Annotated in this window: 12 protein-coding genes; 5 read left to right on the top strand and 7 right to left on the bottom strand. The window is 64.3% G+C overall.

What is annotated here, in order from left to right; translation table 11 throughout:
• Position 1 precedes the first annotated feature (1 nt).
• The 4 genes from pgsA to MKI86_RS02515 form a co-directional block, all read right to left on the bottom strand.
• Positions 2 to 586: a CDP-diacylglycerol--glycerol-3-phosphate 3-phosphatidyltransferase gene (pgsA, locus tag MKI86_RS02530; RefSeq protein ID WP_241596687.1), complete on the bottom strand. Its 585-nt coding sequence runs from the start codon at positions 584 to 586 to the stop codon at positions 2 to 4.
• Positions 587 to 728: 142 nt separating this feature from the next.
• Positions 729 to 1202 carry a hypothetical protein gene (locus MKI86_RS02525; protein ID WP_241596685.1) on the bottom strand — a complete coding sequence of 158 codons (474 nt, stop codon included), beginning with the start codon at positions 1200 to 1202 and terminating at the stop codon, positions 729 to 731.
• Between the two features lie 61 nt (positions 1203 to 1263).
• Positions 1264 to 3315 carry an excinuclease ABC subunit UvrC gene (uvrC, locus tag MKI86_RS02520; RefSeq protein WP_241596682.1) on the bottom strand — a complete coding sequence of 684 codons (2052 nt, stop codon included), beginning with the start codon at positions 3313 to 3315 and terminating at the stop codon, positions 1264 to 1266.
• A complete protein-coding gene (locus MKI86_RS02515; RefSeq protein ID WP_241596674.1) occupies positions 3312 to 4076 on the bottom strand; it encodes an SDR family oxidoreductase in 765 nt (254 codons plus the stop codon). The genes uvrC and MKI86_RS02515 overlap by 4 nt, the downstream gene beginning before the upstream one ends.
• A 357-nt stretch (positions 4077 to 4433) precedes the next feature.
• On the opposite strand from MKI86_RS02515, the gene MKI86_RS02510 reads away from it, so the two are divergent.
• Positions 4434 to 5069, top strand: coding sequence for an outer membrane protein (locus MKI86_RS02510; protein ID WP_241596671.1), 636 nt, complete (start codon positions 4434 to 4436; stop codon positions 5067 to 5069).
• Positions 5070 to 5162: 93 nt separating this feature from the next.
• Here the strand turns inward: MKI86_RS02510 and MKI86_RS02505 are convergent, their stop codons facing one another.
• From MKI86_RS02505 to MKI86_RS02495, 3 genes are all read right to left on the bottom strand, one after another.
• A complete protein-coding gene (locus tag MKI86_RS02505; RefSeq protein ID WP_241596668.1) occupies positions 5163 to 5753 on the bottom strand; it encodes a glutathione S-transferase in 591 nt (196 codons plus the stop codon).
• Between the two features lie 32 nt (positions 5754 to 5785).
• Positions 5786 to 6514 carry a ribonuclease T2 family protein gene (locus tag MKI86_RS02500; protein ID WP_241596665.1) on the bottom strand — a complete coding sequence of 243 codons (729 nt, stop codon included), beginning with the start codon at positions 6512 to 6514 and terminating at the stop codon, positions 5786 to 5788.
• 74 nt (positions 6515 to 6588) lie between these two features.
• Positions 6589 to 7449 (bottom strand): 23S rRNA (adenine(2030)-N(6))-methyltransferase RlmJ, encoded by an 861-nt coding sequence (locus MKI86_RS02495; RefSeq protein WP_241596662.1) that lies wholly within the window; start codon positions 7447 to 7449, stop codon positions 6589 to 6591.
• Between the two features lie 56 nt (positions 7450 to 7505).
• On the opposite strand from MKI86_RS02495, the gene MKI86_RS02490 reads away from it, so the two are divergent.
• The 4 genes from MKI86_RS02490 (at position 7506) to aspS (ending at position 13104) form a co-directional block, all read left to right on the top strand.
• On the top strand, positions 7506 to 9665 hold the full coding sequence (locus tag MKI86_RS02490; RefSeq protein WP_370879870.1) for a molybdopterin-containing oxidoreductase family protein: 2160 nt from the start codon (positions 7506 to 7508) through the stop codon (positions 9663 to 9665).
• A gap of 26 nt (positions 9666 to 9691) precedes the next feature.
• Entirely contained in the window at positions 9692 to 10291 is a 600-nt protein-coding gene (locus MKI86_RS02485; RefSeq protein ID WP_241596645.1) for an NUDIX domain-containing protein, read from the top strand.
• A 505-nt stretch (positions 10292 to 10796) separates the two neighbouring features.
• Positions 10797 to 11111 (top strand): hypothetical protein, encoded by a 315-nt coding sequence (locus tag MKI86_RS02480; RefSeq protein WP_241596642.1) that lies wholly within the window; start codon positions 10797 to 10799, stop codon positions 11109 to 11111.
• Between the two features lie 202 nt (positions 11112 to 11313).
• Positions 11314 to 13104, top strand: coding sequence for an aspartate--tRNA ligase (gene aspS / locus MKI86_RS02475; RefSeq protein ID WP_241596640.1), 1791 nt, complete (start codon positions 11314 to 11316; stop codon positions 13102 to 13104).
• Positions 13105 to 13174: the final 70 nt, after the last annotated feature.

Here is a 13174-nt window from a genome sequence, read left to right as displayed (position 1 = left end):
CTTACTCGTCCACGATGTGCTTCAGGCCGACCCGGAAATAGTCGTAGCCCGTATACATGGTGATCGCAGCCGCGATCCACAGCAGCGTAATGCCGATCTCTGTGGTGTAGGGCAGCACCTGGTCGCCGGCCGGGCCGGCCAGCAGGAAGGCGATGGCGAACATCTGGATGGCGGTCTTCCACTTGGCGATGCGCGTCACCGGCACGCTGACCTTGAGATCGGCGAGATATTCGCGCAGGCCCGACACCAGAATCTCGCGGCACAGAATGATGATCGCCGCCCAGATCGTCCAGCCGGCAATGGTGCCGTCGGCCGCCATCAGAAGCAGAACGGAGGCAACCAGCAGCTTGTCGGCGATCGGGTCGAGCATGCGGCCGATATTGGAGGTCTGGTTCCAGATGCGCGCGAGATAGCCGTCCAGATAGTCCGTGATCGATGCCACGGCGAAGAGGACGAGCGCCGTCCACCGCGCGAAATCCGATGATTCGAGCCGCCCTTCGATGAAGAAGCACAGAACGATCAGCGGCACCGCGACAATGCGGGCGTAGGTCAGGAGATTGGGTATGCTGTATGCGCGGGAAGCCATGGATTTTCAGTCTCTCGATTTCTGGCTAGAAGATGTGTTTGTAGGAGTGACGTCAACCTTTGTTTCGGGCAATTCTTGGCGAATTTACGGAGCAGGGCACAATGACGCGGCAAGAGGCCCCTTCAAGCCCGCAAAACGGGTGTCACATTGGCGGCGAACCGTCTGTCGTGAACGATGCGGAGAACGTGCCGCCCTCCGAAAACGTGCCCTCGCAGGCGATGGTCATCGGTCCCTTCATGGGATTGCCGAAGCCGCATGTCCCGCGCGCCGGGAAGACATCCGGCGCGTCCGGTGTGTCCTTGCGCGTCATCAGCACCTTGTCGAGATGTATCACGTCCGTGTCGGGCGTCGGGTTCTCGCCGTCCATGCCGGAGAAGCTGACGACGGTGCCGTCCGACAGCAGGAAATAGAAGCTGACGCGCGCGTCCGGATAGGAGACGTTCACCACCTTGGTCGAGCAGGCGGCGGTCAGATCGCGTTCGCCCACCAGCAGCCGGCCGCAATGTCCCGTCACGCTGACCATCTGGGCATTGCCCAGCGTCGTCTGCGCGCCGGCGGCGGTGGCCAGCAGGGTCATGCCGGCGGCCAGGAGTGCTCTTGGGTGAAAGACAGTCATTGCGCCTCGCTGTCGGTTGGAGCGTGGGGTCAAGTTGACCCGGCGGTGGGGCGTAACCGGCCTATCCCGCCGAATCGTCGTGGAAATGGTTGTAGACGATGCGCGCGACGCTCTCCGAAATGCCGGCGACGGCCATCAGATCGGACATGGCGGCGCGTGAAACGGCCTTTGCCGTGCCGAAATGCTGCAAAAGCGCGCGCTTGCGCGTCGGGCCGATGCCGCCGATCTCGTCGAGCGGGTTCTTGACCATTTCCTTCTTGCGCCGCGCCCGGTGCGAGCCGATGGCGAAGCGGTGCGCCTCGTCGCGCATGCGCTGCACGAAGTAGAGCACCGGATCGCGCGGCGGCAGCGAGAAATCAGGAATGCCGCGCATGAAAAAGCGTTCGCGCCCGGCCTCGCGGTCCGCACCCTTGGCGACGCCGATGGCGATCACCTGGTCGGTGATGCCGAGCTCTTCGAGGATCGCCCTGACAGCCGTCATCTGACCCTGGCCGCCGTCGATGAGGATGACATCGGGCCAGGCGGGGAAGGGCAGGTCCGCGGCATCCGCGCCGGTATCGCGCGCGCTGCGGTCCGGCAGGCCCTCTTCCTTGATCAGGCGCGAAAAGCGGCGGGTCATCACTTCCTTCATCATGCCGAAGTCGTCGCCGGGCGTGATCTCCGTCGATTTGATGTTGAACTTGCGGTACTGCCCCTTCACGAAGCCTTCCGGCCCGGCCACAACCATGCCGCCCACGGCATTGGTGCCCATGATATGCGAGTTGTCGTAGATCTCGATGCGGCGCGGCACATAGGGCAGCTTGAAGGTCGCGGCAAAACCGTCGAGCAGCCGGCTCTGCGAAGCGGTCTCGGCCAGCTTGCGGCCATGCGCCTCGCGCGCATTCGCCGTCACATGGTCCACGAGGTCCTTCTTCTCGCCGCGCTGCGGCACCGAAATCGTCACCCTGTAGCTGGATCGCTCGGAAAGCGCCTGCGACAACAGTTCCATTTCCTCGACCGGCTCCGACAGCAGAACCTGCCGGGGACAGGGCTTGTCGTCATAGAACTGCGCGAGAAAGGCATTGAGAACCTCCGCGCCCGAGAGCTGCGGGTCCGCCTTGGGGAAATAGGCGCGGTTGCCCCAGTTCTGGCCCGTGCGGAAGAAGAACACCTGGATGCAGGAAATCCCGCCTTCGTGATGGATGGCGAAGACATCGGCCTCGTCCACACCGGCCGGGTTGATGCCCTGGTGGCTCTGGACATGGGAAAGCGCCGCCAGCCGATCGCGGAAGACGGCGGCGCGCTCGAAGTCGAGATCTTCGGCAGCGGCGTTCATGGCCTCCGCCATATGCGCCTTCACTTTCTGGCTCTTGCCGGAAAGGAAGTCCTTCGCCTCCTGCACCAGTTCGGCATAGTCGGCGTCGCGGATCTCATGAGTGCAGGGCCCGGAACAGCGCTTGATCTGGTAGAGTAGGCAGGGGCGCGTGCGGCTTTCGAAGACGCTGTCGGTGCAGGTGCGCAGAAGGAAGGCGCGTTGCAGCGAGTTGATCGTGCGCCCCACCGCGCCCGCCGAGGCAAAGGGGCCGAAATAGTCGCCCTTGCGCGAGCGAGCGCCGCGATGCTTGAAGATCGCCGGCGCCCGGCTGTCGCCGGTCAGCAGGATATAGGGAAACGACTTGTCGTCGCGAAGAAGCACGTTGAAGCGCGGGCGCAGGCGCTTGATCAGGTTGGCCTCGAGCAGCAGCGCCTCGGTCTCCGTGCGCGTCGTCACGAATTCCATGTTTGCCGTCTGGCGCACCATCTGCGCGAGGCGGTTGGAGTGCACGCGGCCCTGCGCATAGTTGCTCACGCGCTTTTTCAGGCTGCGCGCCTTGCCGACATAGAGCACGTCGCCGGCTGCGTTGAACATGCGGTAGACGCCGGGGCTGTTGGGCAGGCGCTTGACGAAATGCTGGATCAGGTCGGCGCCGGTCAGGCCTTCCGGGACGTCGCCACCCTCGTTCCAGTCCATGCCGCCGGTCGCGACGGCAGGCGCTTCCGTGGCCGGCGATGTGCCTTCCAGCAGTTCGTCGTCCTCGTCCGTCTCGTTTTCGTCATAGAGGATGCCGCCATCCTCCACCTTCCGGCCGTTCATTCCGCATTCTCCGCGACGTCGGGGGTTTCCCAGGCGAGATGCTGCCCGCCGTCGAGCGCTATCATTTGCCCCGTAATGGAGGGCGTGTCGAACAAAAAGCGAACTGTCCGGCCGAATTCCCCCAGATCGGGCCCGCGGCGCAGGATCAGCCCGTCGATCTGCGTCCGGAACGCCTCGTCGGTCTGGCGCTCGTTCGGCAGGGAGGGGCCGGGGCCGATGGCGTTGACCCGCACCTGCGGCGCAAAGCTCTGCGCCATGGTGCGCGTCGCCATCCACAGCGCCGATTTGGAGAGCGTGTAGGAATAGTAGCGCGGCGTCGGGTTCCAGACACGCTGGTCGATAATGTTGACGATGGAGCCGGCCACCCCCTCCGGCAGCTGCCGCACGAAATCGCGCGCCAGAATGGACGGCGCCTTCACATGCACGGCGAAATGCCGGTCCCACAGCGCATCGTCGAAGGCCGCCACCGTGTCCGGCTTGAAGAGGGAGGCATTGTTGACGATGAGGTCGAGCGGGCCGAGGGCGGCGCAGGCCGCCGCGATCAGCCCGGCCGTCGCCGCGCCGTCCGCCAGGTCGCATTGCACCGCGCTTGCCATCTGGCCCCGCGCCCGGATTGTGGCAGCGAGCGCCTCTGCGTCATCGAGCGACGTGTTGGCGTGAATGGCGACCGCAAAGCCGTTGGCGGCGAGATCTTCGACGATGGCTTTGCCGATACGCTTGGCCCCGCCCGTCACCAGGGCCGTCTTCAAGGGTTTTTTCAAGAAATGTCCGTCCTGCCGATTCATTTGATTAACCGGCCAAAGATATAGACATCCGGGCGCAGGCTTAAACTCCCCCGGACAATTGGTTGCGGAAAAATTAACCGCAAAAGACACTTCGAAGTAATTTGAAGTATATTTTCATTGTTTTCTTCACAACTGAAATTATGGTTAATGAATTACCTGGTGCGGAAAAGTCACATCCAGATTTCGCCCTGCGTCTGCCGCAATGAATTCACATTTTGGCTCTTTCATTTCCTCAATCTTTAGTCAATTTCACCTCAACCGGGCGGGACTGAATTGGATGACGGCGCCCGACAACCTCCCCAAGAGGGCGTCGTTTAGTAAAAGGAGAATAACATGCGTACACTTATCGCCACCCTCGTCGCTTCGACCGTTTCCATGGTCGCCTTTCAGGCCGCTCACGCTGCAGATGCCATCGATGACATCCCGCAGGCTCCGGCCGCTGAATATTCCGAGCCGGTCGTAAAGAACTGGTCCGGCGCCTATGTCGGTGGTAACGCCACCTGGCAGAAGGGCAAGTTCAACAACCAGAACGGCGAACGCGGCCACGCTCTCGGCGGCGGTGTCTATGCCGGTTACAACATGCAGAACGGCCAGCTGGTCTACGGTCCGGAAGCCGACCTGAACTACTCGGGCGTCGACCACACCGCCAACGGCTTCACCGCCAAGCAGGGCGTCAACGGCTCGATCCGCGGCCGCGTCGGCGTCGATCTGAACCCGGTTCTCGTCTACGGTACGGGTGGTGTTGCCGCTTCGAGCGTCAAGATCAAGAACGGCCCGACCGGCAACGATGACTCGACGCTTCTCGGCTGGACAGCCGGCGTTGGTGCCGAAACCATGGTTACGGACAACATCACCGCACGCGTCGAATACCGTTACAGCGACTACGGCAAGAAGACCTTCAATGGTGCCGGCGTTCGCAGCGGCTTCGAAGACCACAGCGTTCGCGTCGGTATGGGCGTGAAGTTCTAAGCCTCGAAGGCTCTGGAATGAAAGAAGGCCGCGGAGCAATCCGCGGCCTTCTTGTTTTTGCATGATGTTCGACGGCGCGCGGAGGCCTCCGCCTCAGTCCTTGAACGTCGCGTAATCGGGGAACACAGCCTCGAAGCGGGCGAGGTAGCGCTTCAGCTTCGGGCGGCCGCGCTGCCATTTTCCGGCAAAGCGCAGCTCGATGTAGCGCAGCATGGCGGCGAGCGCGAAATGGCCGGCATTCGGCTTCTTGCCGAGCCGCGGCATGTTGGCTTCGAGATGGTCGAGCGCGCGTTCCACCTTCTGCCACTGACGGTCGATCCACGGCTGGTACACCTTGTCCTCCGGGCGAGCACGGCGCTCGTAGACGATGGCGAGCAGGCAGTCGCAGATCCCGTCGGCGGTCGCCTCCAGCACGTCCACCTCCGTGCGCTTGACCGCATTGCGCGGATAGAGCGCGCCACGCGACTGGCGGTCGATATAGTTCATGATCGCGCGGCTGTCGAAGACGGCAAGGCCCTCGTCCGTCACGAGCGACGGGATCTTTCCGAGCGGATTTGCCGCAAGCAGGTCCGCCGGGTCGGCATTGGTGTCGACGGCGACCGCCTCGGCGGCAAGTCCGGCATACTGCGCGGCCATGCGCACCTTGGTGGAATAGGGCGAGGTGGAGGAATAGAAGATCTTCATGGCGGGTCCTGTGCTCGTTGAAGGAAGATAGGTTAGCGAACCGGCGGTTGTTCGATGCTCTTGGCGCGGCAGGCGGCGCGGTCGACCTGCGGGCAGGTGCGGAAGGCGAGGTCCGCCGTCATGCAGATGCGCACCTCCTCCAGCCGCCCGGCCTCGCAGGTCACGGCGATGCCCTGACCGGAAAGCCCGGGATTGTCAGCGATGAAGGCCGCCTCCACCCCGTCGGGCGACAGGCGCTGTCCCTTGCCGGCATCGAGGCTTGCGGGAATGCGCACCCGCTCGAACGCCGCGCGCGTCACCGCGAAATAGTCCTTCTGCGAAAGCCCCGAACAGCTGCCGTGCTTGCGCCACTGGTGGCCGATCAGGCCCATCGAGGGAATGATGTCGAGCACGGTGCGGCCGAGGTTTTCGGGCACGCGATCCGATTCGCGCGTCGCGCAGTATTCCGGATAGCCGCGATCGTTCTGCGGCCAGAGCCCGTGCACGATAAAACCGTTGTTTTCGCCGCGCCGGCATTGCTGCGTACGGCCGCCCTCGTCATTGTCGGCGCACCAGGTCGGCGACCACGACAGCGACAGCACATAGAAGTCGAAACCCTTGCCGAGCGGCAACTGTGCCGGTGCGGCTGTTTCCTTGCGGCTCGTCTCGGCCTTCGGTTTTTCGGCGGGCTTGTCCTCGCCGCAACCGGCAAGCAAGGCCATGCCTGACAGCAGCAGCGCCACGGTGCGGAGCGGGGTGGAGGAGGGCAGCCGGTCCGTCATGCGGCGGCGGCAGGCAAAGAGGGCATGGCGGTCTCCCGGTTCGGCGCGCGATTGTTGTCGCCGCGCGCGAAAGGTCAAGAGGCCTTGTTCTCGCCGGCAAGCCAGAACGACCGCGAAGAGGCGAAGCGGTCCTGCGCCAGCCGCGCCTTGAGGAAGGGGAGCAGCACGTCGAGTTCCGCCTTCAGCGTGAAGGGCGGGTTAACGACGATCAGGCCGGAGCCGGTCAGGCCCGTCGTCTCGCGGTCGCTCTTCACCGAAAGCTCCGCGCACAGCATTTTGGGAATGCCCGACGCCTTCAGCGCGGCATGGAACTGCGCGATGGGCGCGCCCTTCTTCAGCGGATACCACAGGCAGTAGACGCCGCCCGGGAACCGTCGCACGGCCTTTTCCAGCCCGTCCACCAGCCGCTCGTATTCGCCCTCGATCTCGAAGGGCGGGTCGACCAGCACGATGCCGCGCTTTTCCTTGGGCGGCAGATGCGCGCCGAGCGAAAGCCAGCCGTCGAGATGGGTGATGCGGCTCTGGAAGTCGCCGTCGAACAGCCGGTGCAGCGTCTCGTAATCGTCGGGATGCAGCTCCATGGCCGACAGCCGGTCCTGCGGGCGAAACAGCATGCGGGCCAGTTTTGGCGAGCCGGGATAATAGGTTAGCCCGCCTTGCGGATTCAATTCCTGAACGACCTTGAGATAGGGCGCCAGGATATCGGCCACATCCGCCGGCAGGTCGCCGGCAAGCAGCCGGCCGATGCCGTCGAGCCATTCGCCCGTTTTCTGCGCCTCGATGCCGGAGAGGTCGTAGAGCCCGATGCCGGCATGGGTGTCGAGCACGCGGAACGCCTTGTCCTTGCCCTGCATGTAGGTGACGAGGCGCGCGAGCACGGCGTGCTTGAGCACATCCGCGAAATTGCCGGCATGGTAGACGTGACGATAGTTCATGGCGTTCCCGCGCGATCACGCGCTCTGATGCGACGATGAATTGTTGCGATGGTAGAATGATTTGCCTTTTGGCCGTTCGCGCCCTGCAATATACAAAAGCCATGAACGTTGCGACACCAAATCTTGGAAAACCGCGGACCGCCCATTCGGCCTGCCCGCATGACTGTCCCTCCACCTGCGCTCTCGATGTCGAGATCGGCGCGGATGGACGCATGGGCCGCATCAAGGGCAGCGCCGACAACAGCTACACGGCCGGCGTCATCTGCGCCAAGGTCGCCCGCTATGCCGAACGCCTCTATCATCCCGACAGGTTGATGAAGCCCCTCGTCCGCAAGGGCGAGAAGGGCAACGGCGAATGGGGCGATATCTCCTGGGAAGCCGCACTCGACGCGATCGCCGAGAATTTCGTCAAGGCCGAACAGGCACACGGCGCTGAAGCCGTCTGGCCCTATTATTATGCCGGCACGATGGGCCTCGTGCAGCGCGATTCCATCGAGCGCCTGCGCCACGCCAAGCGCTATTCCGGCTTCTTCGATTCCATCTGCACGAACCCGGCCTGGACCGGCTTCACCATGGGCGCCGGCACCCTGCGCGGCCCCGATCCGCGCGAGATGGCGGCATCCGATTGCGTGGTGATATGGGGCACGAACGCGGTGGCCACGCAGGTCAACGTGATGACCCACGCGGTCAGGGCGCGCAAGGAGCGCGGCGCCAAGATCGTCGTCGTCGATATCTACGACAACCCCACGATGAAGCAGGCCGATCTGGCGCTCAAGCTGCGCCCCGGCACGGATGCGGCGCTCGCCTGCGCTGTCATGCATGTTGCCTTCCGCGATGGTTATGCCGACCGCGCCTTTATGGCCAAATATGCCGACGATCCTGTCGGGCTGGAGGCGCATCTCGCCACCCGCACGCCACAATGGGCAGCCGCCATCACCGGCCTCGATGTCGCTGATATCGAGGCCTTCGCCGCCTTGGTCGGGCAGACGAAGCGCAGCTTCTTCCGTCTCGGTTACGGCTTCACGCGTAGCCGCAACGGCGCGGTCTCCATGCATGCGGCGCTTTCCATCGCCACGGTGCTGGGCTCTTGGCAATACGAAGGCGGCGGCGCCTTCCACAGCAATTCCGGCATCTTCCGCCTGCGCAAGTCGGAACTGATGGGCCTGTCCTATGCGGATCCCGATATCCGCGCGCTCGACCAGTCGCAGATCGGCCGCATCCTGACCGGCGATGCGGTTGCCCTGCGCCATGGCGGCCCCGTCACGGCGATGCTGATCCAGAACACCAATCCGGTGAATGTCGCGCCCGAACAGCGCCTCGTGAAGCAGGGCTTCCTGCGCGACGATCTCTTCGTCGCCGTGCACGAGCAGTTCATGACGGATACGGCGAAGCTTGCCGATATCGTGCTGCCCGCCACCATGTTCGTCGAGCATAACGATATCTACCGCGGCGGCGGCCAGCAGCATATCCTGCTCGGCCCCAAGCTGGTTGAGCCGCCAGCGACCGTGCGCACCAATCTCTTTGTGATCGAGGAACTGGCCAGGCGTCTGGGCGTCGCGGACAAGCCGGGCTTCGGCCTCACCGAGCAGGAGCACATCACCCGCATGCTGCCCGCCTACGACATGGATTTCGACGGACTGAAGGAAGAGAAGTGGATCGATTGCCAGCCGGATTTCGAGACGGCGCATTTCGTGAAAGGCTTCGGCTTCCCGGACGGCAAGTTCCGTTTCCGGCCGGACTGGACCGGAACACCCGCTCCGAACCGGCCGCCCAAGGCGCTGGGCGCCTTCGGGCCGCATGAGGCGCTGCCAGAATTCCCTGACCATGTCGAGATCATCGAGACGCCGGATGCCGAACATCCGTTCCGCCTCGCGACCTCGCCGGCGCGCACCTTCCTCAATTCCTCCTTCACGGAAATGAAGAGCTCGCGTGAACGCGAAGGCCGCCCGGAGGTGATGATCCACCCGGAGGATGCGCGCGCCAACGCCATCGCGGAAGGCGATATCGTGCAGCTTGGCAACGCGCGCGGCGATATCCGCCTGCATGCGAAGGTCACGGATGCCGTCAAGCCCGGCGTGCTGATCGCCGAGGGCATCTGGCCGAATTCCGCCCATCTCGACGGCGAAGGTATCAATGTGCTGACCGGTGCCGATCCCGTCGCGCCCTATGGCGGCGCCGCCTTCCACGACAACCGTGTCTGGCTGCGCAGGACGTGACCGCCCACACATTGCAAGGACTTCCCATGACGGCTTCCGCTTCGTCCGCCATCCGCATCGTCGACCAGCAGACTGTGTGGAAGCGCTTCATCCGCCTCAGCACCATCGTCGTCGAACAGACGCGTGCCGATGGCCGCGTCGAGCGGCTCGATCGCGAGGTGCACGATCACGGTGCGGCGGCTGCCATCCTGCTGGTCGATCCCGATCGCCGCTCGGTCGTGCTGGTGCGCCAGTTCCGCCCCGGCGCCTTCTTCGGCGGCCACCCGGACGGCTTCCTGCTGGAAGTGCCCGCCGGCCTGCTGGACGATGACAGCCCGCAAGACGCCATCGCCCGCGAGGCGATGGAGGAAACCGGCTATGCCGTCACCGACCTGCGCCATCTTTTCGAAATGTATTCCAGCCCCGGCACGCTAACGGAGCGTGTCTCCTGTTTTGCCGCGCGCATCGATGCCGGCAGACGCGACGGCAAGGGCGGCGGGGTCGATCACGAGGGCGAGGATATCGAGATCGTCGAAATGCCTGTCGATGAAGCTTTCGATCTCATCGCGACAGGCGGAATCGTGGATGCAAAGACGATCATGATGCTGCAATGGCTGATGCTGAACCGCAGCGATTTCAACATCTAAGCCCTTCGGCGACGAAAAACACCACCGCGAAACGTCCCCGCTCTTTGCACCCGTGCCCATAATGCGCGTGTCCCGCCGCGGATACACCGGAGCGCGTTGCCGGCGAGGCGGGACCGGTGCCCTTGTCTGTCGATACCGACGCATGTCGCAGGCAAGGGGCCCGGCAGAAAATGGTTTCCCTCCCGGCTCGATGCAGCAGGGGCGTGTCTGTGCGGCACACAAGGGAACCGGCGACTGGACGAAATGGTGTTGCCTTGCCGTCCTTTCGCACCGCCCCGGCATCTGCCGGTGAGCGGTCGCCCTGGAGAAGGCGCCGGTTCTTGCAGAGAAACCGCAGTTGCCGGGCAAAAGACACCGAACGGGGTGCCGGAAGGTGCCATTTAACACACTTACAGATGAGGCAGCTCCGGCGCCCCGTCCGATCCCGGCTGGACCGGGCCATTGAGAAGAGAGCAAAACCACGGACGCAACGCGTCGCGTGGCCACTGTTGCAGGAGCCGTCTTCATGACCGCATCGCAAACCCAAAGCCTTCCGGACACCGAAAGATATACGCTCGAACACGATACGCTCTGCCGGCTGGCGGCGCTTGCGGCGTCCTGCCCGCGCCACTGGTGCCGCCTGCGCCGCTGCCGGCGCGCCGGTATCTGCCTCGGGGCCCTTCGGCCTGTCGAGGGCGCGCCCGCGCTCTTCCTGCCGCCCTGCGTACCCAGTCTCGATGCGCCGCCCGCCGCCGCTTTCCGCGCCTCTGTGCGTTCCTGGGCCGACCGGTTGGCACGGTGCGGCATGTCGGCTTTCGATTCGCCGCCGCGTGACGGGTAAGCGGGGCCGGGCGCTGCCGTCACGCGTTGCCAGCCATTGTCCGGCACGGCTGCAAGGCAGGCGCTCCAGCCCTTGCCGGGCCGTCGCAAGGCCCGCCAAGCCTTGACAAACGGGCTGGGTCATGCGCTTGTCCGCCCGATTTTTCTTGGGTGGCCGCGCCGGGATGTTTCCGCGTGGCCCGTCAGCATTTCAGGATACCACGATGCACCGTTACCGCAGCCACACCTGCGCCGCTCTCCGCAAGTCCGACGTCGGCCAGACTGTTCGTCTCTCCGGCTGGGTCCACCGCGTGCGAGATCATGGCGGCGTGCTTTTCATCGACCTGCGCGACCACTACGGCATCACCCAGGTCGTCGCCGACCCTGATAGCCCGGCCTTCAAGACGGCCGAAACCGTCCGCGGCGAATGGGTCATCCGCATCGACGGTCTCGTCAAGGCGCGCACGGACGACACCGTCAACAAGGGCATGCCGACCGGCGAGATCGAACTCTACGCGCAGGATATCGAGGTTCTCTCGGCCGCCAAGGAACTGCCGCTGCCGGTCTTCGGCGAACCGGAATACCCGGAAGACGTCCGCCTGAAATACCGCTTCATCGACCTGCGCCGCGAGACGCTCCACAAGAACATCGTGCGCCGCACGCAGATCATCTCGGCCATGCGCAAGGGCATGGGCGAGGCCGGCTTTGCCGAATACACCACGCCGATCCTGACGGCTTCCTCGCCGGAAGGTGCGCGCGACTTCCTCGTGCCGTCGCGCATCCACGAAGGCAAGTTCTTCGCGCTGCCGCAGGCTCCCCAGCAGTACAAGCAGCTCCTGATGGTCGCCGGCTTCGACCGCTACTTCCAGATCGCGCCGTGCTTCCGCGACGAAGACCCGCGCGCCGACCGCCTGCCGGGCGAGTTCTACCAGCTCGACGTCGAAATGAGCTTCGTCACCCAGGAAGACGTCTGGGAAACGATGGAGCCGATGATGACCGCCGTCTTCGAGGAGTTCGCCGAAGGCAAGCCGGTCACCAAGCAGTGGCCGCGCATCCCCTATGACGAAGCGATCCGCAAGTACGGCTCCGACAAGCCCGACCTGCGCAACCCGATCGTCATGGAAGCCGTCACCGACCATTTCGCAGGCTCCGGCTTCAAGGTCTTCGCCAACATGATCGCGTCCAACCCGAAGGTTCAGGTCTGGGCGATCCCGGCCAAGACCGGCGGCTCGCGCGCCTTCTGCGACCGCATGAACGCCTGGGCGCAGTCGACCGGCCAGCCCGGCCTCGGCTACATCTTCTGGCGCAAGGAAGCCGACAAGCTGGAAGGTGCGGGCCCGCTCGCCAAGAACATCGGCGAGGAGCGCACGGAAGCCATCCGCACGCAGCTCGGCCTCGATGACGGCGATGCCTGCTTCTTCGTCGCCGGCGATCCGGCCAAGTTCTACAAGTTTGCCGGCGAAGCCCGCACGCGCGCCGGCGAGGAGTTGAACCTCGTCGATCGCGACCGTTTCGAAATGTGCTGGATCGTCGACTTCCCGTTCTACGAATACAACGAGGACGAAAAGAAGATCGACTTCGCCCACAACCCGTTCTCCATGCCGCAGGGTGGCCTGGAAGCCTTCGACAGCAAGGATCCGCTGGAACTGAAGGCCTACCAGTATGACGCGGTCTGCAACGGCTTCGAAATCGCTTCGGGCTCGATCCGTAACCAGTCGCCGGAACTGATGGTCAAGGCCTTCGAGAAGGTGGGCCTCAGCCAGCAGGACGTTGAAGAGCGCTTCGGCGGCCTCTACCGCGCCTTCCAGTACGGCGCGCCCCCGCACGGCGGCTGCGCTTTCGGCATCGACCGTGTGGTCATGCTGCTCGTCGGCGCCAAGAACCTGCGCGAAATCTCGCTGTTCCCGATGAACCAGCAGGCGCAGGACCTGCTGATGAACGCGCCAGCACCCGCTACGCCCACGCAGCTGCGCGAACTGGCGCTGCGCGTCGTGCCGTCGCAGAAGAAGGACTGATTTCCCAAGGGCGGGGCGCTTGGCGTCCCGCCCGAGGGAACCCTTCGGGCTCATGACCGTTCTTCTGCCA

Source organism: Shinella sedimenti (assembly GCF_022601905.1).
Classification (GTDB): domain Bacteria; phylum Pseudomonadota; class Alphaproteobacteria; order Rhizobiales; family Rhizobiaceae; genus Shinella; species Shinella sedimenti.
The sequence above is the reverse complement of the archived record's forward strand: the minus strand, read 5'-3'. Positions and strand labels throughout refer to the sequence as shown.